The 23429-nt window shown below is 59.8% G+C and carries 22 protein-coding genes (1 of these 22 cut by a window edge); 9 read left to right on the plus strand and 13 right to left on the minus strand.

Annotation, left to right across the window (positions count from 1 at the left end; genetic code table 11):
* The 8 genes from msrP to mrcB form a co-directional block, all read right to left on the minus strand.
* Positions 1-352, minus strand: partial view of a protein-methionine-sulfoxide reductase catalytic subunit MsrP gene (msrP, locus tag K5K89_RS24805; RefSeq protein ID WP_093514398.1) — the 5' end (the start) only. It extends 662 nt beyond the left edge of the window; only the first 352 of its 1014 coding nucleotides appear in the window; the start codon lies at positions 350-352; its stop codon lies beyond the left edge, outside the window.
* 63 nt (positions 353-415) lie between these two features.
* Complete coding sequence (gene pssA / locus K5K89_RS24810; RefSeq protein WP_058427621.1) at positions 416-1273, minus strand: CDP-diacylglycerol--serine O-phosphatidyltransferase; 858 nt, start codon at positions 1271-1273, stop codon at positions 416-418.
* Positions 1274-1418: 145 nt separating this feature from the next.
* A complete protein-coding gene (ilvC, locus tag K5K89_RS24815; RefSeq protein WP_003176099.1) occupies positions 1419-2435 on the minus strand; it encodes a ketol-acid reductoisomerase in 1017 nt (338 codons plus the stop codon).
* A 47-nt stretch (positions 2436-2482) separates the two neighbouring features.
* Positions 2483-2974: an acetolactate synthase small subunit gene (gene ilvN, locus K5K89_RS24820; protein WP_003176102.1), complete on the minus strand. Its 492-nt coding sequence runs from the start codon at positions 2972-2974 to the stop codon at positions 2483-2485.
* Between the two features lie 2 nt (positions 2975-2976).
* Positions 2977-4701 (minus strand): acetolactate synthase 3 large subunit, encoded by a 1725-nt coding sequence (locus tag K5K89_RS24825; protein WP_071490031.1) that lies wholly within the window; start codon positions 4699-4701, stop codon positions 2977-2979.
* A 431-nt stretch (positions 4702-5132) separates the two neighbouring features.
* Complete coding sequence (locus tag K5K89_RS24830) at positions 5133-5462, minus strand: YqcC family protein (RefSeq protein ID WP_071490023.1); 330 nt, start codon at positions 5460-5462, stop codon at positions 5133-5135.
* Positions 5462-6196, minus strand: coding sequence for a tetratricopeptide repeat protein (locus tag K5K89_RS24835; RefSeq protein WP_071490022.1), 735 nt, complete (start codon positions 6194-6196; stop codon positions 5462-5464). Before K5K89_RS24835 ends, K5K89_RS24830 begins: the two co-directional genes overlap by 1 nt.
* A gap of 16 nt (positions 6197-6212) precedes the next feature.
* On the minus strand, positions 6213-8537 hold the full coding sequence (mrcB, locus tag K5K89_RS24840) for a penicillin-binding protein 1B (protein WP_071490021.1): 2325 nt from the start codon (positions 8535-8537) through the stop codon (positions 6213-6215).
* A 118-nt stretch (positions 8538-8655) separates the two neighbouring features.
* On the opposite strand from mrcB, the gene K5K89_RS24845 reads away from it, so the two are divergent.
* From K5K89_RS24845 to K5K89_RS24855, 3 genes are all read left to right on the plus strand, one after another.
* On the plus strand, positions 8656-10212 hold the full coding sequence (locus K5K89_RS24845; RefSeq protein WP_222540432.1) for an AAA family ATPase: 1557 nt from the start codon (positions 8656-8658) through the stop codon (positions 10210-10212).
* Positions 10213-10305: 93 nt separating this feature from the next.
* Positions 10306-10650 carry a pentapeptide repeat-containing protein gene (locus K5K89_RS24850; protein WP_071490019.1) on the plus strand — a complete coding sequence of 115 codons (345 nt, stop codon included), beginning with the start codon at positions 10306-10308 and terminating at the stop codon, positions 10648-10650.
* Positions 10651-10842: 192 nt separating this feature from the next.
* Positions 10843-11115, plus strand: coding sequence for a TfoX/Sxy family protein (locus K5K89_RS24855; RefSeq protein WP_071490018.1), 273 nt, complete (start codon positions 10843-10845; stop codon positions 11113-11115).
* A gap of 244 nt (positions 11116-11359) precedes the next feature.
* Here the strand turns inward: K5K89_RS24855 and K5K89_RS24860 are convergent, their stop codons facing one another.
* The 3 genes from K5K89_RS24860 to K5K89_RS24870 are packed head-to-tail and all read right to left on the minus strand — an operon-like array spanning position 11360 to position 14039.
* Positions 11360-12127, minus strand: coding sequence for a heme ABC transporter ATP-binding protein (locus K5K89_RS24860; protein WP_222540433.1), 768 nt, complete (start codon positions 12125-12127; stop codon positions 11360-11362).
* Positions 12127-13164 (minus strand): FecCD family ABC transporter permease, encoded by a 1038-nt coding sequence (locus K5K89_RS24865; protein ID WP_071490016.1) that lies wholly within the window; start codon positions 13162-13164, stop codon positions 12127-12129. Before K5K89_RS24865 ends, K5K89_RS24860 begins: the two co-directional genes overlap by 1 nt.
* On the minus strand, positions 13161-14039 hold the full coding sequence (locus K5K89_RS24870; protein ID WP_071490015.1) for a hemin ABC transporter substrate-binding protein: 879 nt from the start codon (positions 14037-14039) through the stop codon (positions 13161-13163). Before K5K89_RS24870 ends, K5K89_RS24865 begins: the two co-directional genes overlap by 4 nt.
* Positions 14040-14194: 155 nt before the next feature.
* Between K5K89_RS24870 and K5K89_RS24875 the strand changes: the two genes are divergently transcribed.
* Complete coding sequence (locus tag K5K89_RS24875; protein ID WP_071490014.1) at positions 14195-14512, plus strand: Rieske (2Fe-2S) protein; 318 nt, start codon at positions 14195-14197, stop codon at positions 14510-14512.
* Here the strand turns inward: K5K89_RS24875 and sfsA are convergent.
* Both sfsA and K5K89_RS24885 read right to left on the minus strand, forming a co-directional pair.
* Positions 14509-15219, minus strand: coding sequence for a DNA/RNA nuclease SfsA (gene sfsA, locus K5K89_RS24880; protein ID WP_222540434.1), 711 nt, complete (start codon positions 15217-15219; stop codon positions 14509-14511). The two genes, K5K89_RS24875 and sfsA, sit on opposite strands and share 4 nt — an antisense overlap.
* A complete protein-coding gene (locus K5K89_RS24885) occupies positions 15219-16391 on the minus strand; it encodes a pyridoxal phosphate-dependent aminotransferase (RefSeq protein ID WP_071490012.1) in 1173 nt (390 codons plus the stop codon). Before K5K89_RS24885 ends, sfsA begins: the two co-directional genes overlap by 1 nt.
* A gap of 319 nt (positions 16392-16710) precedes the next feature.
* On the opposite strand from K5K89_RS24885, the gene dksA reads away from it, so the two are divergent.
* The 5 genes from dksA to K5K89_RS24910 all read left to right on the plus strand — a co-directional run bounded on the left by dksA (position 16711) and on the right by K5K89_RS24910 (position 22755).
* A complete protein-coding gene (dksA, locus tag K5K89_RS24890) occupies positions 16711-17154 on the plus strand; it encodes an RNA polymerase-binding protein DksA (protein ID WP_058427634.1) in 444 nt (147 codons plus the stop codon).
* An 83-nt stretch (positions 17155-17237) separates the two neighbouring features.
* Entirely contained in the window at positions 17238-18125 is an 888-nt protein-coding gene (gluQRS, locus tag K5K89_RS24895) for a tRNA glutamyl-Q(34) synthetase GluQRS (protein WP_071490011.1), read from the plus strand.
* A gap of 62 nt (positions 18126-18187) precedes the next feature.
* Positions 18188-18364 (plus strand): hypothetical protein, encoded by a 177-nt coding sequence (locus K5K89_RS24900; RefSeq protein WP_003176118.1) that lies wholly within the window; start codon positions 18188-18190, stop codon positions 18362-18364.
* Complete coding sequence (locus tag K5K89_RS24905; protein WP_166794333.1) at positions 18348-21302, plus strand: sensor histidine kinase; 2955 nt, start codon at positions 18348-18350, stop codon at positions 21300-21302. The genes K5K89_RS24900 and K5K89_RS24905 overlap by 17 nt, the downstream gene beginning before the upstream one ends.
* Before the next feature lie 22 nt (positions 21303-21324).
* On the plus strand, positions 21325-22755 hold the full coding sequence (locus K5K89_RS24910; RefSeq protein WP_071490009.1) for a sigma-54-dependent transcriptional regulator: 1431 nt from the start codon (positions 21325-21327) through the stop codon (positions 22753-22755).
* Positions 22756-23429: the final 674 nt, after the last annotated feature.

Here is a 23429-nt window from a genome sequence, read left to right on the forward strand (position 1 = left end):
ACGGCTCGGTCTTGAGTGAACCGGCATTCGTGGCCGGGTCCCCCTTACCTGTACCGAACTCATAGAAGTTGTTGTAGTGCGTAGCGTCTTTGAAAGGCGTGATCGCCTCGTCCTTCACCGTGATGGCCTGCCATTTTGTGCCTGGCAGTTTCTCGGTAAACCAGCCAGGCGCCTTGCCCGCTTCAACATCGGCATAACGCGAGGCCTCGTCAGCACTGGCCCAACGCGGCAAGCTACTGGCTGCAATACCGGCAAGCGCGCCACCGAGCAAGCTACGGCGAGAGAAATAGAAGGATTCAGGCGTGACATCCGACTCATGGCAATCGGACGCTTTGGGTAATTTGATTAACATGGCAACTCCGCAGCATTGGAGGACTGATGCACCAATAGACTGCGGAGTATGGGGGAAATTACATTAAGGCAATGTTTTGTCGCGGCGCAGATGCAGCAGGTATTGAACCGGCCCCGAAGCGGCATACACCAGGAACGCCAGCAACAGGATGCGCGGTGGATCACTGAACACCACGGCAAATACCAGCACTACCGCCAGAATTGCCACGAAAGGTACACGCCCCTTCAAGTCCAGTTCCTTGAAGCTGTTGTACTTGATGTTGCTGACCATCAGCATGCCGGCAGCGGCCACCATCAAGGCCACCAGGAACGACATTTTCGAACCCTGGATGCCGTAATCACTGAAGGCCCAGACGATACCTGCCACCACACCCGCAGCAGCGGGGCTGGCCAGACCGATGAAGTAACGCTTGTCGGCAGTTCCAACCTGGGTGTTGAAGCGCGCCAGACGCAAGGCAGCACCGGCGACATAGATGAAGGCAACCATCCAGCCAACCTTCCCCATATCACCCAACGCCCAGGCAAACGCCAGCAACGCGGGGGCGACGCCAAACGCAACCATGTCCGACAGCGAGTCGTACTCGGCACCGAAGGCGCTTTGTGTGTTGGTCATGCGCGCCACACGGCCATCAAGGCCGTCGAGCACCATGGCCACGAAGATTGCGATGGCAGCAAAACCGAAATACTTGCTGGCACTCGCCGCATCACCCGCCGCCAGAGCACTCTGCGCGCTCATGGAATTGATGATGGAATAGAACCCGGCAAACAGGTTCGCCGTGGTGAACAGGTTGGGCAGAAGATAGATACCACGATGCCGGACCTTGCGACCTTCCGCGTCATGCCCTTCTTCGACATGTTCATCGATCGGCAGCAGGCTTTCGGCGTCAGGAGCCTGGCTTGGCTCTTCGGGACGTTCGCTCATGGACTTTACCTTGCAACGGTGTGAAAAAAGTTCGACAGATACTTGCGGCGAGTGTTCGCCCGCAAACGATGCAGCTTTATACCAGAACCCGCCGCCCAAACGAAAAAACGCGGCCTAGGCCGCGTTTCCCCCTGATACGTACGACTTAGTTCTTGGCTTTGTCGACGATCTTGTTGGCACCGATCCACGGCATCATGGAGCGCAGTTGCTCGCCGATGACTTCGATACCGTGAGCGGCGTTATTACGACGCTTGGCGGTCATCGAAGGGTAGCCGGTAGCACCTTCGCTGATGAACATTTTGGCGTATTCGCCGTCCTGAATACGTTTCAGGGCGTTGCGCATGGCCTGACGGGACTCGGCGTTGATCACTTCCGGGCCAGTCACGTACTCGCCGTATTCGGCGTTGTTGGAGATCGAGTAGTTCATGTTGGCGATACCGCCTTCGTACATGAGGTCAACGATCAGCTTCAGTTCATGCAGGCATTCGAAGTAGGCCATTTCCGGCGCGTAGCCAGCTTCAACCAGGGTTTCGAAACCGGCTTTTACCAACTCGACGGTACCGCCGCACAGTACGGCTTGTTCGCCGAACAGGTCGGTTTCAGTCTCGTCCTTGAAGGTGGTTTCGATGATGCCGGTACGACCACCACCCACGCCAGCGGCGTAGGACAGTGCCACGTTCTTGGCGTTGCCCGATGCGTCCTGGTAGATCGCGATCAGGTCAGGAATACCGCCGCCCTTGACGAACTCGGAACGTACAGTGTGACCCGGCGCTTTTGGCGCGATCATGATCACGTCCAGGTCGGCGCGTGGCACGACCTGGTTGTAGTGGATCGCGAAGCCGTGGGAGAAGGCCAGGGTGGCGCCCTTCTTGATGTTCGGCTCGATTTCGTTCTTGTACAGCGCGGATTGGAACTCGTCCGGGGTCAGGATCATGACCAGGTCGGCAGCAGCAACAGCGGAAGCGACGTCAGTCACTTTCAGGCCGTGAGCTTCAGCCTTGGCAACAGTGGCCGAGCCTTTGCGCAGGCCAACGGTCACGTCAACGCCGGAATCTTTCAGGTTGCACGCTTGAGCGTGGCCCTGGGAACCGTAGCCGATGATGGCGACTTTCTTGCCCTGGATGATCGACAGGTCACAATCTTTATCGTAATAAACTTTCATGAGGTTCCTCTATATATCCAGGCCGTAAGGCCATTCGCTAATTTGGGTTAGATGCTGAGTACTTTGTCGCCACGGGCAATCCCGGTGACACCACTGCGTACCGTTTCCAGAATCGAGGCCGTCCCGATCGACTGGATGAAGCTGTCCAGCTTGTCGCTTGTACCGGTCAGTTGAACGGTATAAACGCTGGCGCTCACATCGACGATCTGCCCGCGATAGATGTCGGTCGTGCGCTTGATCTCGGCACGTTGGGCACCCGTAGCCTTGACTTTAACCAGCATCAGCTCGCGCTCGATGTGGGCACTCTCCGACAGGTCGACCAGCTTGACCACTTCGATCAGCTTGTTGAGGTTCTTGGTGATCTGCTCGATCACCTCATCGTGGCCCACAGTGGTCAACGTCAGACGCGACAGGGTCGGGTCTTCGGTCGGAGCCACGGTCAGGCTTTCGATGTTGTAGTTACGCTGCGAAAACAGGCCGACAACACGAGACAGAGCGCCGGGTTCGTTCTCCAGAAGCAGGGAGATAATGTGCCGCATGATTAAGTACGCTCCGTCTTGTTCAGCCACATGTCGCGCATAGAGCCGTCCTTGATCTGCATCGGGTAGACGTGCTCGCTGGTATCCACCTGAATATCGATGAACACCAGGCGGTCCTTCATGGCGAACGCCTCTTCCATCTTCGGCTTCAGATCTTTCAAATCAGTGATGCGAATGCCGACGTGGCCATAGGCTTCAACCAATTTTACGAAATCCGGCAGCGACTCCATGTAGGAATGGGAGTGACGGCTGTTGTAGCTCATGTCCTGCCATTGACGAACCATGCCCAGCACGCCGTTGTTCAGGCAGACGATCTTCACGGGAAGGCCGTACTGCAGGCACGTCGACAGTTCCTGGATATTCATCTGGATGCTGCCTTCACCGGTGACGCACGCGACGTCGGTGTCGGGGAAGCTCAGTTTCACGCCCATGGCCGCAGGAAAACCAAAGCCCATCGTGCCCAGGCCACCGGAGTTGATCCAGCGGTTAGGCTTGTCGAACTTGTAGTACTGCGCGGCAAACATCTGGTGCTGGCCCACGTCGGAGGTCACAAAGGCGTCGCCCTTGGTCACTTCGCACAGGGTCTCTATCACGGTTTGTGGCTTGATGATGCTGCCGTCACCCTTGTCGTAAGGGAACAGGCCGCGATCACCGCGCCATTCGTCGATCTGCTTCCACCAGCTGGCAACGGATTCCTTGTTCGGCGCCTCGCCGATGTCCTTGAGCGCGGCAACCATTTCGGTCAACACGCTTTCAACAGGACCTACGATCGGCACGTCGGCCTTGATGGTCTTGGATATGGACGCCGGGTCGATGTCGATATGGATGATCTTGGCATTCGGGCAGAACTTGCTCGCACCGTTGATCACACGGTCATCGAACCGCGCACCCACGGCCAGGATCACGTCGGCATGGTGCATGGTCAGGTTCGCGGTGTAGCTGCCGTGCATGCCGAGCATCCCGACGAACTGACGGTCCGTACCCGGGAAGGCGCCGAGGCCCATCAGGGTGTTGGTGACCGGCAGGTTGAGCAGCTTGGCCAGTTCGGTCAGCTGTGCTGAACCGCCGCCCAGGATCACACCACCACCCGAGTACAGCACTGGGCGCTTGGCCGCCAACAGCATTTCTGCCGCCTTGCGGATTTGCCCCGAGTGCCCGCGGACCGCCGGGCTGTAGGAGCGCAGCTTGGCTTTCTTCGGGAAGATGTATTCGAATTTTTCGGCCGGGTTGGTCATGTCCTTGGGGATATCGACCACCACAGGACCCGGACGACCGGACTGTGCGAGGTAGAAGGCCTTTTTCATGACTTCCGGGATTTCCGAAGGATGCTTGATCATGAAGCTGTGTTTCACGATCGGCCGGGAGATACCGATCATGTCGGTTTCCTGGAATGCATCGGTCCCCACCATGGTGCTGGGCACCTGGCCGGAAATGACCACCATCGGGATAGAGTCCATATACGCAGTCGCGATGCCGGTGATGGCATTGGTTGCGCCAGGGCCGGACGTTACCAGTACCACGCCGGCTTTACCGGTGGCACGGGCATAACCGTCAGCCATATGGGTCGCGGCCTGTTCGTGGCGAACCAGGATGTGGGTAACAGCCGGTTCCTTGAACAGTGCGTCGTAAACATGCAGCAGAGCACCACCTGGGTACCCGTAGATATAGTCGACGCCTTCGTCACGCAAAAAGCGGACGAGCATCTCACCGCCAGATAAAAGCTCCACGTTGTTCACCTCTAAAACGCCAGAATACCGTCCGTTGAAAACCGACGGGTCTTAATAGGTTTACTTCTCAACAGAGCATGAGCGACGGTGGTCGCCGACTACGTCAGCACTGACTGAGCAAGTATTGGGATCGTCCCAAGTGTTGCGGGCTTTTCCCACCCAGCGCGAGGTAACGCGTTGCGGGTGTAACAGGTCGGCGCGGATGTGCGCCTCATGATCTGCTGAGCGGGCCTGCTTCTGGCAGTCCCGATACAGCGGACTTTGGATTCTTCTGTTTCAGGCCCTTCAAGTCAAGCAATAATTGCGCTTTTTTCCAACTAAGCGCATGAGAACGTAGAAGAAAGGGCTTTGAGGAGGGATAAAACTCGCCTGAATGTCGTCAAGCGGTAGAAATATGCGCAAGACTGCCGAAAAAGCCGGCAGTCAGGCAATTAACGAGCGTCGACGATCAGTTGATCGAACTTTTTCAGCGCATTGCGTAAGCCAAGGCTTTCCAGCGGGCGATCGGCGTAGACCATCTCGGCCATTTCCAGAATGCCCGACGCATTGGGCAGCGGCAGGTCCTGTTCGAGGATCTGCTTCATGCGTACCAGGAATATCCATTGCAGCCACTGGTGAAAGTCCAGGGTGTCCACCGAAAAGGGTTCGACACTGCTGAGCGCCTCGACGCTGGGGGACACCTCGTCCCACCAGCCCTGCACACGCAACTCTCGCTCGATCAGCAATAACTGTTCGGCAATCGCGGGAAACCGTGCATCCATCAGAGACTGACCTTGGCTTTCTGGCGCGCCTGGGCGGCACCGGCGGCGTCGCCTTGTGCGGCGCGCGCGTCACCAATCAAGGCCCACAGGCTGGCTTGCAGGTCGGGACGACCATTGGCCAAGGTCAGGCCACGACGCGCGAATTGCTCGGCCTGCGGCGCATCGCCCTGGGCCAGGCGCACCTGGGCCAGGCGATACAGCACTTGCGGTTCACGCGGCGCAACGCGCTGGGCGCGCTCGAGACTCGACGACGCACCATTCAGGTCGCCACTCGCCTGCTGCTGCTGTGCAGTGGTCAGCAAGGCCAGTACCGGGCCATCCAATTGCTCGTCAGCCGACAGGCCGCCGGCACTGGAGGACGACGGAATGCCGCTCGGGGTGGATGGCATGTTGTAGGTGCCTTGGTTGATCGGGGCCGTCTGAATCGGGGTCGCGTCAATCGGACCGGAGGTGCTTGGCCCCGGGGTCCACGGCTCGGCGCTGATCGGCGCCGACGTCGCTGCGCCACCACCCGGCACCATCACCACCACACCTGAATCCTGCGGCACAGCTTGCGGCTTGGCCTGGGCGGGACGGTTGGTCACGGTCTGGCGGAACCCGCCGTTGGCCGAGATCCGGTCGTTATTGGACACGGTCGTGCTCGAGTCCACCACGGGAATGGAGCCGCGCTGCACGCTGGCGCAACCGTTGAGCAAAGCCAGAGCTGTAATAGCTGGAATCCACCACTTGTTCACTTGAAACCCTCTTTGCTTAATTCATCCAGCCCTTGACCCAATCCATCACCGATTCCGCGTCAGCAGGGGCACTGCCACCGCATGCGGCGCCGGGTGGCGGTTCGCTGCCGCGAATATACGGCATCTGCACCGCGCCCGGACAGTTGGCATCGGACCCCTGCCCGGTGTGCGGATCGATCCAGGCCTGCACGATGTTGTCCGGCTGCGGCATGTTCAACGGCAGCGGATCGGCCTTGCGCATGAAACTGGTCCAGACCTGCAGCGCACCGGTGGCACCGGTGAACGGTGTCTTGCCGTTGTCGTCACGCCCCATCCAAACCACCGCCAGCACATCCTGGCCAAAACCCGCAAACCAACTGTCGCGCGAATCGTTACTGGTACCGGTCTTACCCGCCAGGGTCAGGTTGGACGGCAGCACCTTATAGACCGAACTACCAGTGCCCTCACGCATCACACGCTGCATGGCGTTCTGGATCAAGTAGATGGAGCCCGCATCGAAACGCTGCTGGATCTGGAACGGATAACGCTTGAGCGGCTCGCCTTCAGCCGTCAGCACGCTTCGGATCCCGCGCATCGGCGTATTGAAACCACCGTTGGCCAGGGTCTGGTACATCGTCGCGACTTCCATTGGGGTCATTGCGCCGGCACCCAGCAGGATCGATGGAAATGCCGGGAACTCACGCGTAATGCCCAGGCGCGCGAGGGTCTTCAGGACATTCGGCACTCCCACTTCGAGGCCGAGACGCGAAGTGGAGATGTTGTAGGAGTGCGCCAACCCTTGGTACAGGAACACTGTCCCATGAGAACGGCGATCGAAGTTCTGTGGCGTCCACACCTGCCCGTCAGCGCCTTTTACTGACAGCGGGTCGTCAGACAGCCAACTGGTCAGGGTGTACTTGCTCGGTTTTTCCAGGGCCGTGAGGTAGACCGCCGGCTTGACCAACGAACCAATCGGTCGCACGGCATCCAGGGCGCGGTTGAAACCGGCGAAGCTGGCCAGGCGGCTGCCGACCAGGGCCTGGACCTCACCGGTTTCCGGGTTGGTCACGACCATGGCCGCTTCGACTTCATCCGCGCCTTTACGGCCGGTCATTCGCTTGAACGTGTCATTGACCGACGCTTCGGCTTTCATCTGCAGGATTGGATCGAAACTGGTGAAGATCCGCAGGCCTTCTTCGGTCAAGTCTTCGTCACGGTAGTCTTCACGCAACTGGCGCTTGACCAGGTCGATAAAGCCCGGGAAGGAGCTGTCTGCCAACTTGCCGCGGGTGGTGACACCCAGTGGCATTTTCTTCGCGGCGGCAACTTGTTCGGCGGTGGCAACACCTTGCTGCTCTAGAACATCCAGCACCAGGTTGCGACGCTCCAGCGCACGCTCAGGGTTGCGACGCGGGTTGTAGTAGGAAGGCCCCTTGACCATGCCCACCAGCAACGCAACCTGGTGCAGCTTCAGTTCGGACAGCGGCTGGCCAAAGAAGAATTGGCTGGCCAGACCGAAACCATGCACCGCGCGCTGGCCGTCCTGGCCGACGAATACTTCGTTGAGGTACGCCTCGAGGATTTCCTGCTTGCTGTAATGCAACTCCAACAGCATCGCCATCATGGCTTCGGTGAGCTTGCGGGTCAGGCTGCGTTCGTTGGTCAAGTAGAAGTTCTTGACCAATTGTTGCGTCAGCGTACTGCCGCCCTGGGTCATCTTGCCGCCGGACGTATTCACCCAGACTGCGCGGGCGATCGACTTCGGCGAGACCCCCCAGTGATGGTAAAAATCACGGTCTTCAACGGCTACCAGGGTTTCCAACAGATAAGGCGGCACCTGATCAAGTTTGATCAGGATGCGATCTTCAAGGTTCTTCGGGTAAATGCCGCCGATCATCAGCGGCTCCAGGCGAACCACAGGCAGCTTCGAGCCATTGAGAGACGACAACTCGGCGACGTAATCGCCGGAGAAACGCACACGCACCGGCTGGGCTTTTTCCAGGCCTTCATAGAATTGAAAGCCACGGGTGTTCAGGTCGACGGTATTTCCGCTGACAGCCGCTGCACCCGGACCGTTGCTCACGGGCTCACGACGATAGCCCAAGGCGTCGAGTTCGGTCAGGAAGTCATCCTTGCTCAGCTTCTGGCCTGCGAACAATTCCAGCGGGCGCGCGTACACCTTGGCCGGAATGGTCCAGCGCTTGCCGGAGAACTTCTCCTGCACCACAGCGTCGAGGTAGACCGCAAAGCCGGCAAGCACCACAAGGCCTACCAGGCCAAGCTTGAGCGCCCAGCCAAGCCAGGGGCGCAGACCACGGGAAGGAGGTTTTTTACGGGAACGGGGAGATCGGGTTCGAGTCATGGCGGCGGATTATACGCACTTTATTGATGATCAACATGAGCCGGACAGCGGTTTGCACAAGCGGTCGCAGCAGCCATAATGCCCGCCATGTTTTTCCCCAGACTCTGAAGGATCGCCCGTGAGCCAGTCCCTGATCGCTGCCCTGCAAAATCCGGCTTTATATCCCCATCCGGTTGAAGCGTTCCAAGTCATCGAGACCCATATTTCCTGGGTCGTACTGACCGGTCCTTACGCCTATAAGCTGAAAAAGCCGATGAACTTCGGATTTCTGGATTTTACCGACCTGGACAAGCGCGGCCACTTCTGTAACGAAGAGCTGCGCCTCAATCAGCGCCTGACCGAAGATTTGTATCTTGAAGTGTTGCCGATCACCGGCACAGCCGAAGCCCCGCAGTTGGGTGGCGATGGCCCAGTGATCGAATACGCACTGAAAATGCGCCAGTTTCCGCAGAGCCAACTGCTCAGCACCCTGCAAGCCAACGGCGAATTAACCAGCGCACACATCGATGAGATGGCCAAGCAGATCGCGCACTTCCACCTCTGCGCACCGAAAGTGCCGCAGGAGCACCCGGCCGGCACACCGGATGAGGTAATGGCGCCGGTTCGCCAGAACTTCGACCAGATCCGTCCATTCCTCAGCGACAAGACTGACCTGACCCAGTTGGAAGCCCTGCAAGCCTGGGCCGAAAGCAGCTTCGAGCGTCTCAAGCCACTGTTTTCCCAGCGCAAGCTGGACGGCTTCACCCGCGAATGCCACGGTGATATTCACCTGGGTAATGCAACGTTGATCGACGGCCACGTGGTGATCTTCGATTGCATCGAATTCAACGAACCCTTCCGTTTCACCGATGTGTACGCCGATACCGGCTTCCTGGCCATGGACCTGGAAGACCGTGGACTCAAGTCCCTGGCACGCCGCTTCATCAGCCAGTATCTGGAATTGACCGGTGACTATAAGGGACTGGAAGTGCTGAATTTCTATAAAGCCTATCGCGCCCTGGTCCGCGCCAAGATCGCGCTGTTCAGCATGCCGAGCGAAGCCAGCCCGGTGCAGCGCGCCACGACCCTGCGCCAATACCGCAACTATGCCAACCTGGCGGAAAGCTACAGCACCATTCCATCGCGTTTCCTGGCCATTACCCACGGCGTTTCGGCTGTCGGTAAAAGCCATGTGGCCATGCGCCTGGTGGAAGCACTGGGTGCCGTGCGCCTGCGCTCGGACGTGGAGCGCAAGCGCCTGTTTGGCGAGCAACACGTGGAAAACACACCACAGGCCGGTATCTATGCGGCCGACGCCAGTGCTGCGACCTACGCACGCCTGAATGAAATCGCCGATACCGTGTTGCGCGCCGGCTACCCGGTCGTGCTGGATGCGACCTTCCTGAAACGTGAACAACGCGATGCGGCCGCCACTGTTGCCGAAGCCACGGGTGCGCCTTTCCTGATTCTGGATTGCAACGCCCCACAAGCAGTTATCGCCAGTTGGCTGGCGCAACGTCAGGAGGACAACAACGACCCTTCCGACGCGACACTGACTGTTATCGAAGAACAGCAAGCCAATCGCGAGCCACTCACCGCCGAGGAACTGCTCCTCAGCAAGCGCGTCGAGACCAATGAAAGCGGGACCCTCGATGCACTGGTGGCGCATATCCGCCAGCGCCTGCCGGGCCTGTAAGAAAAATTTCTTGGCCGTGTCGCCTACTTGGGCCACGCGACCAAGCAATAGTGGCACTATAATGGCGCCATAAATCCAACGGGAGTTGCCGTCATGAGTCAGCCCAAGCTTCTTGATACGCCGCTTTACTCGCTCCTGCATAAAGACGATGTGCGAGGCTTCAACCGGGAACGTCCAAAAGACGGTGCCATCGATATGCGCGGTGGCGACTTCCGGGGGCTGGATCTGCGCGAACTGAACACGGCAGGCGTGGACTTTACCGACGCCTATTTCCGATCTGCCGATTTACGCGGACTGGACCTGCGCGACTGCCCGCTGGAGGGCGCCAGCCTGGCCCACGCGCAGATTTCAGGCACGTACTTCCCGCCCGAACTGAGCGCTGACGAGATTCTCATGTCGGTCAATTTCGGCACACGCCTGCGCTATCGCACTCGCTGAAACCCTCTGCTTCCGCCCCGGTTTCGCGCAGGCGTTCCGGGGACGTCCCGCCTGCCTGACCTGGTCATGCTTATACGTCTTTAGGCCGTTTCCGACTAAAGAACTACGCTTTTCCTACTGAGCGCTACACTTCTGTTCAGGCTTGCCTGGTCACATACCCACCGCACCATTCGGCCGTCGCAAGGAGGCTTGATGAACGATGAGCTGCAACACCTGAAAAACCTTGGCAAGACATCAGCACAGTGGCTGCATGCGGTGGGCATCCACAGTGCGTCCGACTTGCGTCGCCTGGGTGCGGTTGATGCCTACCGGGCCGTGCGAACGCGCGGGTTTCGTGCATCGAAAGTGCTGCTGTATGCCATCGAAGGGGCATTGATGGACGTGCACTGGAATGACATTCCTGCCGAGCGCAAGGAAGCGTTGAACCGTCAACTTGACGCTATTTCAACGCGCCAAAAGAATTAGATCGACTATCAGGCCCCCTGTTTATAGACATTCCGAACGGGCGTTTGAGAAAACCCCAAGACACCGAGAAAACAAAGGTTGACTCTCAAATGAGAATCGTTATGATTATCACAACTGGTCGCGAGATCAGCCGATAACTGAAAGACCATTGGTTCGGACTCTCAGATTATCTCCTCATCAGGCTAATCACGGTTATTTGACCCGGCTTTTGCCGGGTCTTTTTTTGCCTGTGGAAAAGTCGAATTCAGCGCGCAATGATCAGAGGATGCCCACGCTCGGGATGAGCCTGCACAAGCACATCCAGACCAAAAACAGCTTTCAGGGGCTCAGGCTGCATCACTTGCGCCGGCGTATCCAAGGCATGCGGACGCCCCGCCTCCAGCAACAGAATACGGTCACAGTAACGGGCTGCGAGGTTCAAGTCATGAAGGATCACCAGCACCGCCGCCCCACGATCGGCGAAGGTACGAATGGCCTGCAAGGTCATGTGTTGATGCAAAGGGTCCAGCATTGACGTCGGCTCATCCAATAACAACGTCTGCCCCGCTTCACCTGGCCATAATTGTGCAAGCACGCGCGCCAGGTGCACCCGCTGGCGCTCGCCACCGGACAACGCCAGGTAGCTGCGACCGCTCAAGTGCCCGACGTCAGCCGCCTGCAAGGCCGCCTCGATGATCTCGTCATCGCGCACGCGCCCGGTCTGATGAGGCAAGCGGCCCATGCCGACAACCTCTTCGACACGGAAAGCGAAGTCCAACGTCGAGCTTTGCGGCAATACCGCCAGGCGCTGTGCTCGTTGTGCCCCACTCCACTCCTGCAAAGGACGTTGATCCAGGCACACTGTGCCTTGGTCGGGATGCAACTCGCCGCACAACGCACCGAGCAGCGTACTTTTGCCTGCACCATTGGGCCCCAACACGCCGAGCACTTCACCCGGCAACAGGTCGAGTGTGATATCTGCCAATACGGTTTTGCGCCCGCGACGGATGTGCAGGTCTTCCACACGAAGCATCAGGCACGCCCCCGCAACAACAGGAAAAGAAAGAACGGCGCACCGATAAACGCTGTAACGATACCGATGGGCAACTCAGCCGGTGCCAAGGCAAGCCGTGCGACCAGATCGGCAAACAACAAAAGGCTCGCACCCGCGAAGACCGATGCCGGTAACAGCACACGATGATCCGGCCCCGCCAACAAGCGCACCAGATGCGGCACCACCAGCCCCACGAAACCGATCATGCCCGCTGCGGCAACCGCCGCCCCCACGCCCAGCGCCGTGCACAACACCAATTCGCGCTTGAGCCGTTCCACATCGATGCCGAGATGACTGGCCTCCGACTCACCGAGCAACAGGGCATTCAACGCCTTGGCCCGGCGCGGCAACCACAGCGCCACACCCGCGCTCACGAGCAACAGCGGCCATAACCGCGAATAGCTGGCGCCGTTGAGACTGCCCAGGTTCCAAAATGTCAGGGTGCGCAAGGTGGCGTCGTCGGCCAGGTAGGTGAACAGGCCCACCGCCGAACCGGCGAGAGCCGTAAGGGCAATGCCCGCGAGCAGCATTGTCGCGACGTTGGTCTGGCCGTTGCGCCGCCCCAAGCGATATACCAGTGCCGTCACACCCAGCCCTCCCAGGAATGCGCAAAGTGACAACAGGTAAGGTCCAACGGCATCCGGCAAACCACCGAAAAACGAACCACCGACAATCGCCACCGCCGCCCCCAGCGCAGCACCGCTGGAGACCCCGACCAAACCTGGATCCGCCAGAGGATTGCGGAACAACCCCTGCATCGCCACCCCCGACAAGGCCAATACCCCGCCGACAGCCAAGCCCAGCAGCGTGCGTGGCAAACGGATCTGCCCCAGGATCAGCTCAGCCTGCTCCAGCCCTTGGGGCTCAATCGGCAGCCCCATCAAGCGCAAGGCGGCTTTGAGCGTATCCAACAGAGGCAAGCTGACCGGCCCCAGCGCCAGCGAAAGCCAGATCGCCAAGACACACAACAACGCCAACCCAACAAACAGCGTTTTCGGTTTTACCGGAGTGGTCATGGGGCTGGTTTGGCCTGGGACGGGTAAAACCCGGCAGACAGGTCCGCGAGGCTTTGCGGCATACGCGGCCCAAGTCCGCCGACCAACAGGGTGGGATCGACCTCAAACACTCGCCCGCTCTTGGCCGCCGGCGTGGACGCCAGGATCGGGTTTTCCTTGAACAGTGCCGCACGCGCTGCGTCTCCGGTCAGGGCACGGTCAGCAAACACCAGTACATCCGGGCTCAAGCCCGCCAACGACTCCACCGAAAACGGCTTGTAACCTTCATGGACCGCCAGATTGCGCCCGCCCGCCTGTTGCAACATCCAGTCGGCCGCTGTGTCTTTGCCCGCGATCAGCGGCTTGCCGCCTGCATGCCCGAGCAACAACAACACGCCTGGCGCCTTTTGCGTGGACTGAGCCTTGGTCACCCAGCGTTTCTGCTGATCCAGCGCCTGCTCATATCCGGTAAACAATTCGGTGGCCTTGGCCTCGCTGCCCAGCAACTTACCCAGGTGTTGAAGATTGCCTTTCAACGTCGGCAGGTCCGGCTGCGCCGAGAACATTTCCACCTGCACGCCTGCACTGCGAATCTGCGCCAGCACCGGCGGCGGCCCCATTTCTTCGGTGCCGACCAGCACCTGCGGGCGCAGACTTAAAATGCCTTCCGCCGACAATTGCCGCTGATAACCAATGCTCGGTAACGCCTTGAGGGACTCGGGATGCTGGCTGGTAGTGTCCACCCCGACCAGTTTCGACTCGCCGCCCAGGGCCGTCACCCATTCCGACAGCGCCCCACCGGCACTCACCCAGCGTTGTGGCAGTTCAGAGGCTTGCGCCCCGTGGTTGACCAGCAGTCCGACAACGAGCGCAATAGCGCTGGTACTCAGTCGCATAACAGGGTTTCCTTCCAAGGGCAGGGCCGCTCAAGCACTCATCGATGTGACAGCAAACGCCCGTCTGGCATCGTATTGAGCGCCCGGTCAGCTGACGGGCGAGCCGGCATTTGATAATTGTTTGCATTTGAACGTCAAGGCACTTAAGGAGTGAAATGAAGTTTCTCTGCCCCTCCACCGCACTCGCGCCCAACAGCAGCCTCGGTTTTGATATCGACGGGTGCAAGCTGCTGGCCGTGCGCCGCGACGGCGTTGCGTACTTCTACATCAACCGTTGCCCCCATCGTGGCATTCCACTGGAATGGCAACCCGACCAGTTTCTCGACGACAGCGCCAGCCTGATCCAGTGTGCAACCCACGGCGCCCTGTTCCTGATCGAGAATGGCGAATGCATCGCCGGCCCTTGCGCCGGGCAGAGCCTGACCGCCCTGCGCGGCTGCGAAGACGCTCAAGGCCTATGGGTGGAACTCTAGTCGAGCAGCACGTCCAGGCGCCGGTCTACACAGATTTCTTCGCAGGTCACACGCACGCCATACGCCAGCACTTCCACCCCTGCCGCCTTGGCTTCACGCAGGGCTGCAGCATAACCGGCGTCGATTTCCACCGCCGGTCGCACAGCCTCAATCCCCGAGAGATTGACGCAGTACAGCTGCACCGCGCGCACACCCTCCCGCGCCAGGTGCGCCAGCTCACGCAAATGCTTGGCGCCGCGCTGGGTCACCGCGTCGGGAAACGCCGCAACCGCAGAGCCGTCATAGCCCAGGGTCACACTTTTGACTTCGACATAGGCCGCGCCGTCGGGATAATCCAGGCGAAAGTCGATGCGGCTTTTCTCCTGGCCGTAAGGCACTTCGCGTTTCAACGCGGTAAAGCCATTGAGCTCAGTGATCACCCCTGCATGCAGCGCCTCCTCGACCAATTGATTGGCGCGCGCCGTGTTCACACAGGCCAACCGGCCCTGGGGCGTCTCGGCGATTTCCCAGGTGCCGGGCAATTTGCGCTTGGGGTCATTGGAGCGGCTGAACCAGACCTGCCCACCTTCCACCATGCAATTGAGCATTGAGCCCGTGTTGGGGCAATGAATGGTCAGCAACTCGCCGGTAACGGTCTCGATATCGGTGAGAAAACGCTTGTAGCGGCGAATCAGTCGCGCTTCTTCAAGGGGAGGATTAAAGCGCATCAGCCTTGCCAGCTCCGCAGACCACGGGCGATCCGCTCGACCGCTTCTTGTAGCCGATCGAGGTTCTGCGTGTAGGCAAAACGCACATGATGACCGGCCTGGTAGCGGCCAAAGTCCAAGCCAGGCGTAAAAGCGACATGCTCGGTTTCGAGAAAATGGCGGCAGAATGCGAAGGCATCACCGCCAAATGCGCTGATATCGGCGTACAAATAGAACGCCCCCTCCGGCTCAACGGCGATGCCAAACCCCAGCTCGCGCAGGGCGGGCAACAGGAAGTCGCGACGGCGACCGAATTCGGCACGACGCTCTTCGAGAATGCTCAGGGTCTGTGGGGTGAAACACGCCAGCGCCGCGTGTTGGGCCATGCTAGGAGCACTGATGTAGAGGTTTTGCGCCAACTTCTCCAACTCGCCCACTGCCGCCGGGGGTGCAACCAGCCACCCCAGACGCCAGCCGGTCATGCCGAAATACTTGGAAAAACTATTGAGGACGAAGGCGTCGTCGTCGACTTCCAGCACGCTGGCTGCGTCGGTGCCGTAAGTGAGGCCATGGTAGATCTCATCCACCACAAGGTGGCCGTTGCGCGCCTTGATGGCCGCAGAAAGCCCGGCCAATTCGTCACGGGTGAGGATCGTCCCCGTCGGGTTGGCTGGCGAGGCCACCAGCGCGCCCACACTGTCCTGATCCCAGTGCCTGGCCACCAGGTCGGCGGTCAACTGATAGCGCACCTCCGGGCCTACCGGCACCAGTTGCGCCGCGCCCTCTACCAGGCGCAGGAAGTGGCGATTGCAGGGGTAACCAGGGTCTGCGAGCAGCCAATGCTTGCCCGGGTCAACCAGCAGGCTGCTGGCCAGCAGCAACGCGCCGGACCCGCCAGGAGTGATCAGAATGCGCTCGGGATCCACGTTCAAGCCGTAACGCTGCTGATAAAAACCGCTGATGGCTTCGCGCAACTCTGGCAGGCCACGGGCTGCAGTGTAACGGGTCTTACCATTGGCCAATGCCGCCTGGCCGGCCTGGATGATCGGCTCGGCGGTGGTGAAATCCGGTTCGCCGATTTCCAGGTGAATCACGTCATGGCCGGCGGCCTGCAGCTCATTGGCCCGCGCCAGCAATGCCATGACATGAAAAGGTTCGATGGCGCGACTGCGCGCACTGTAGGGCTGGGCCATTAGCCTTCCTTAACGGTGAGGACAAAATCTGGATTCTACCGAACCCGCGCCGTAAAACATGTTCTATTGCCTGCCCGGCGGCATGTGCAGTCCGAGCAAGCGCCTGCAAACCGACTAAAATCTACATTCGAGGCAACACATACCCAGCAATGGCGGGCAGTCGCAGTTTGCAACCCCTTTGCCGTGGGCCTCGACAACCGGGAGTGGCGCACCCCGAATCTATCTGGTAAGTTCGCCCGCTTGCAGCCGCAGGGCCGGCAGGTGTCGGTGACGTTGCAATCCTGCGCAATGGATTAGAAGAGTGAGAGGCGGTCTATTCATGTCCACCCAAGCAAAGCAACAGCAGACTCAAGGCCTCAACGGCTTCGAACCTTACGTAGAGACGAAAGGTGAGGAGTACATGGGCGAGCCCATGCGCGAGCACTTCACCAAGATCCTGAACAAGTGGAAACAGGACTTGATGCAGGAAGTCGACCGCACGGTTGACCATATGAAGGACGAAGCAGCCAACTTCCCTGACCCGGCCGACCGCGCGAGCCAGGAAGAAGAATTCGCCCTGGAACTGCGCGCCCGTGATCGCGAGCGCAAGTTGATCAAGAAGATCGACAAGACGCTGCAGCTGATCAAGGACGAAGAATACGGCTGGTGCGAATCCTGCGGTGTCGAGATTGGTATTCGTCGCCTGGAAGCCCGCCCAACCGCGGACCTCTGCGTAGACTGCAAGACCTTGGCCGAAATCAAGGAAAAACAGGTCGGCAAGTAATCCAGCCGAGCTGAACGAATGGGGCGTGCGAACGCCCCATTTTTGTTGCTGGCGTTTACCGAATTTCCAGTAGTATCCGGCCCATGACAGCCTCTATCTATATCGGGCGTTTTGCCCCAACGCCCAGCGGCCACTTGCATTTCGGCTCACTGGTCGCCGCGCTCGCCTCCTACCTCGACGCCCGCGCCAACCACGGCCGCTGGCTGATGCGCATGGAAGACCTCGACCCGCCCCGCGAAGAGCCCGGCGCCCAGGCAGCGATCCTGCATGCACTGGAAAGCTACGGGTTTGAGTGGGACGGCGAACTGGTCCGACAAAGCGAACGGCACGAAGCCTATGCCAAAGTACTGAACGATATGTTCAACCACGGCCTCGCCTACGCCTGCACTTGCTCACGTAAACAACTGGAGGCCTACAACGGCATCTACCCGGGCCTGTGTCGCAATGCCGGCCACGATCAGCAAGATGCCGCCATTCGTTTGCGTGTTCCTGAGCTTGCTTACCACTTTACCGACCGCGTCCAGGGTGAATTCCGACAGCACCTGGGTCGCGATGTAGGCGATTTCGTCATCCGTCGCCGCGATGGCCTCTATGCTTATCAATTGGCAGTCGTCCTCGACGATGCGTGGCAAGGTGTTACCGATATCGTGCGCGGTGCAGACCTGCTCGACTCCACGCCGCGCCAGCTCTACCTGCAGGAACTGCTCGGCCTGCGCCAACCGCGCTACCTGCATGTGCCACTGATCGTCCAGCCGGACGGTAACAAATTGGGCAAATCCTATCGTTCCCCGCCGTTGACACCCGACCAGGCCACGCCTTTGCTATTAAGGGCCCTGCGCGCCCTCGGGCAGCAACCCGGTGACGAGCTGCTCCACGCCAGCCCACGGGAACTGCTGGATTGGGGCATCCAGCACTGGGACGCCACGCGGATACCGCACAGACTCACGCTGGCAGAAGCGCAATTGAGCTGAAGGCGCTTGCAGCTTGGCCGGCATCCGTTACCATCGCCGCAGTTTTTCAATCAGAGGCCAACATGTACATCTATCGATTGGTCCTGCTGCTGGTCGTCGGGATCTACCTGTTTTCCCCCGCCATCATGGATTGGTGGATCGACGCCACGGGCGCCTGGTATCGCCCTTATCTGCTGTGGCTGATCCTGATCGTCGTGACTTTCATCCTGCAGAGCCAAAAAGATGCCGATGAGCTTTAGCCTCACCCAGATGCTGCTGATCAGCGCCGCCTACCTGGCCGCGCTGTTCGGGGTGGCCTGGATCAGTGAGCGTGGAATGATTCCGCGGGCGATCATTCGCCATCCGCTGACCTACACCTTGTCCCTTGGCGTTTACGCCAGCGCCTGGGCGTTCTATGGCACCGTAGGCCTGGCCTATCAATACGGTTACGGTTTTCTTTCCAGCTACCTCGGGGTGTCCGGTGCCTTTCTGCTGGCACCGGTGCTGCTTTACCCGATCCTGAAGATCACCCGCACCTACCAACTGTCCTCCCTGGCCGACCTGTTCGCCTTCCGCTTTCGCAGCACCTGGGCCGGCGCGCTGACCACCATTTTCATGCTGATCGGCGTGCTGCCGTTGCTGGCCCTGCAAATCCAGGCGGTGGCGGACTCCATCAGCATCCTGACCCGCGAACCGGTGCAACATCGGGTGGCCCTGGCCTTCTGCGCGCTGATCACGCTGTTCACGATTTTCTTCGGCTCACGCCATATCGCCACCCGCGAGAAGCACGAGGGCCTGGTGTTCGCGATTGCCTTCGAGTCGGTGATCAAGCTGATCGCCATCGGCGGCGTTGGCCTGTACGCGCTCTACGGCGTGTTCGACGGCCCGCAACAGCTGGAACTGTGGCTGCTGCAGAACCAGACCGCCCTCGCCGCCCTGCATACGCCATTGCAGGAAGGCCCCTGGCGCACACTGCTGCTGGTGTTCTTCGCCTCGGCAATCGTGATGCCGCACATGTACCACATGACCTTTACCGAAAACCTCAACCCGCGCTCGCTGGTCAGCGCCAGCTGGGGTTTGCCGTTGTTCCTGCTGTTGATGAGCCTGGCGGTGCCGCTGATCCTGTGGGCCGGTCTGAAACTGGGGGCCACCACCAATCCTGAGTATTTCACCCTGGGCATCGGCATAGCCGCGAATAGCCCGGCCTTGGCGCTATTGGCGTACGTCGGGGGGCTATCGGCTGCCAGCGGGTTGATCATCGTGACCACCCTGGCCCTCTCGGGGATGGCACTCAACCACCTGGTGTTACCGCTGTACCAACCACCGGCCGAGGGCAATATCTACCGCTGGCTGAAATGGACACGGCGCGCGCTGATCGTCGCGATCATCATGGCCGGCTATGGTTTCTACCTGCTGCTGGGCGCGGGTCAAGACCTGGCCAACCTGGGGATCGTTGCATTTGTCGCCACCTTGCAGTTCCTGCCGGGCGTGCTGTCGGTACTGTATTGGCCGACCGCCAATCGGCGTGGCTTCATCGCCGGGCTGCTGGCGGGGATCCTGGTGTGGGTCGTGACCATGCTGCTGCCGCTGGTCGGCAACCTGCAGGGCTTCTACATCCCGTTGCTGAACATGATCTACGTGCTGGATGACACCAGTTGGCACATGGCCGCGATTGCGTCGCTGGCCGCCAACGTCTTGATGTTCACCCTGATCTCACTGTTTACCAACGCCAGCCCGGAAGAAACCAGCGCCGCCGAAGCTTGCGCGGTGGATAACGTACGCCGTCCGCAACGACGTGAATTGCATGCCGCCTCACCCCAGGAATTCGCCACGCAACTGGCCAAGCCGTTGGGTGCCAAGGCGGCACAGAAGGAAGTCGAGCAGGCGCTGCGCGATCTCTACCTGCCGTTCGATGAGCGCCGCCCGTACGCCCTGCGCCGCCTGCGTGACCGTATCGAAGCCAACCTGTCCGGATTGATGGGGCCGAGCGTGTCCCAGGACATGGTGGAAACCTTCCTGCCCTACAAGGCCGGCGGCGAAAACTACGTGACCGAAGACATCCATTTCATCGAAAGCCGGCTGGAGGACTACCACTCCCGCCTCACAGGCCTGGCCGCCGAACTCGATGCCCTGCGTCGCTACCACCGCCAGACCCTGCAGGAACTCCCGATGGGCGTCTGCTCCCTGGCCAAGGATCAAGAGATCCTGATGTGGAACAAGGCCATGGAAGAACTCACCGGTATCGCGGCGCAACGCGTAGTCGGCTCACGCCTGAATACACTGGGCGAGCCTTGGAAAGAACTGTTGCAAGGCTTCATCAACCTGCCCGACGAACACCTGCACAAGCAGCACCTGGCCCTTGACGGCCAGACCCGCTGGCTCAACCTGCACAAAGCCGCCATCGACGAACCCCTGGCCCCCGGTAACAGTGGTCTGGTGCTGCTGGTGGAAGACCTGACCGAAACCCAGATGCTCGAAGACAAGCTGGTGCACTCCGAGCGCCTGGCCAGTATCGGCCGGTTGGCGGCGGGCGTGGCCCATGAAATCGGCAATCCGATCACCGGTATTGCCTGCCTGGCGCAGAACCTGCGGGAAGAGCGTGAAGACGACGGCGAAATCACCGAAATCAGCGGGCAGATCCTCGAACAGACCAAGCGTGTTTCGCGCATCGTGCAGTCGCTGATGAGCTTTGCCCACGCCGGCGCCCACCAGAACCACGACGAAGCCGTGTGCCTGGCCGAGGTGGCACAGGACGCCATTGGGCTGCTGGCCTTGAACCGGCGCAATTTCGAAGTACAGTTCTTCAATTTATGCGACCCCGACCATTGGGTCGACGGCGACTCCCAACGCCTCGCCCAGGTGCTGATCAACCTGCTGTCCAACGCCCGTGACGCCACCCCGGCCGGCGGTGCGGTGCGCGTCAAGACCGAGGCTTTCGAACATACGGTCGATCTGATCGTCGAAGATGAAGGCAGTGGTATTCCACAGAACATCATGGACCGATTGTTCGAACCCTTCTTCACCACCAAGGACCCAGGTGAAGGTACCGGTCTGGGCCTTGCACTGGTCTATTCCATCGTTGAAGAGCATTATGGACAAATCACCATCGACAGCCCGGCTGACACCGAAAGCCAACGCGGCACCCGTATTCGGGTGACCTTGCCGCGTCATGTCGAAGCGACGTCCGCTGTGAACTGAGACCGTCGAGAGAATTGAATCAATGCCGCACATTTTGATCGTCGAAGACGAAACCATTATCCGCTCTGCCTTGCGTCGCCTGCTTGAACGAAATCAGTACCAGGTCAGCGAAGCCGGCTCGGTGCAGGAAGCCCAGGAGCGGTTCAGCATTCCCACGTTCGACCTGATTGTCAGCGACCTGCGCCTGCCTGGCGCGCCTGGTACCGAGTTGATCAAGCTGGGCCAGGGCACTCCGGTGCTGATCATGACCAGCTACGCCAGCCTGCGGTCGGCGGTGGACTCCATGAAGATGGGCGCGGTGGATTACATCGCCAAGCCATTCGACCATGACGAGATGCTCCAGGCGGTGGCCCGTATCCTGCGCGACCGCCAGTCGGCCAGCAGCGCGCCGACCGAGCAACGACCGGCGAGCAAAACCAATGACAAGCCAGGCGTCGACAACAGCAACGGCGAGATCGGCATCATCGGCTCCTGCCCACCCATGCAGGACCTGTACAGCAAGATCCGCAAAGTCGCGCCCACCGACTCCAATGTATTGATCCAGGGCGAGTCTGGCACCGGTAAAGAACTGGTGGCCCGCGCCCTGCACAACCTGTCCAAGCGTGCCAAGGCGCCGATGATCTCGGTGAACTGCGCGGCGATCCCTGAATCCCTGATCGAGTCCGAACTGTTCGGCCACGAAAAAGGCGCGTTTACCGGCGCCAGCGCCGGGCGTGCGGGCCTGGTGGAAGCGGCGGACGGCGGCACGCTGTTCCTCGACGAAATCGGCGAACTGCCTCTGGAAGCCCAGGCGCGGTTACTGCGCGTGTTGCAGGAAGGCGAGATTCGCCGTGTGGGCTCGGTGCAATCGCAGAAGGTCGATGTTCGACTGATTGCCGCGACCCACCGGGACCTGAAGAGCCTGGCCAAGATCGGCCAGTTCCGTGAAGACTTGTATTACCGCCTGCACGTGATCGCCCTCAAGTTGCCGGCGCTGCGTGAGCGTGGCGCCGACGTCAACGAGATCGCCAACGCCTTCTTGCTGCGCCAGAGCGCGCGCATCAATCGTACCGACCTGAAGTTTGCCCCGGACGCCGAGCAGGCGATTCGGCATTACTCATGGCCCGGTAACGTGCGGGAGCTGGAAAATGCGGTCGAGCGTGCGGTGATCCTGTCGGAGAGCCCGGAGATTTCCGCCGAGCTGCTGGGCATCGACATTGAGCTGAGCGATCTGGAGGACGACGACTTCATCGGCCTGGCCCCACAACAGGGCGGCGGTAGCAACACCAGCCACGAGCCGACGGAAGATCTGTCACTGGAAGATTACTTCCAGCATTTCGTCCTTGAGCACCAGGACCATATGACCGAGACCGAACTGGCGCGCAAGCTGGGCGTGAGCCGTAAATGCCTGTGGGAACGTCGCCAGCGCCTGGGCATTCCACGGCGCAAGACCGGCGTGGCCAGCGAGAGTTGAGGGGGCGCCCCCACAGGTAACACCCGCAGATGTGAAAAAACTGTTACCGCGGATATTTCGCGTAACAAAAGCCGGGGCTTACGGTAACGAAGCCCTGGCTTTTTTTGGGCCATCAAAAGCCCGATACCACCTCAACCCCCCGGTTTTGCTGGGCGGTGCAAAAGTTGGCACGCACCCTGCTATATGCTTAGTACAAAAACAATAACAAGCTTTGTACAAGACAATAAAAATAAGACGAATCGACTCACGCATAACAAAAACAACACGGCGGAGGCGCAGCTAACTGATTCTTTTGGAGAGGCGTTGCATTTGGGGCTTGCCCCGCAACCAGGCCGAGAACAACAAAAACTGCCCTAAGGCAGAGCCTGAACTGGTTGGATCGTAGATCAGCAACACAGCGACCAAAGCAATCCGTTTGCTCTTGACTCCCGATTGGGAGTGTCATGAAGGTGAAGCTTCATGGCGAGGGCGATCAACAAAAACAAGAAGCCCGCAATCCATAATAAAAATAGAGCACGCAACTACTTCTGGGGGAGCTTCGGCTCCCCTTGTAGTTTCCGCCATTTGACCACCCAGCAACCTCTTGAAGCTTTTGGCTTGGGGCTTGCAGCTTGTTCCTACACCATCCCCTGACTAAATGCTAGAATCCCCGCCCATCATGCGGTCATTCTTCG

The organism is Pseudomonas sp. DR208 (genome assembly GCF_019823005.1).
In the GTDB taxonomy this organism is placed as follows: Bacteria; Pseudomonadota; Gammaproteobacteria; order Pseudomonadales; family Pseudomonadaceae; genus Aquipseudomonas; species Aquipseudomonas extremorientalis.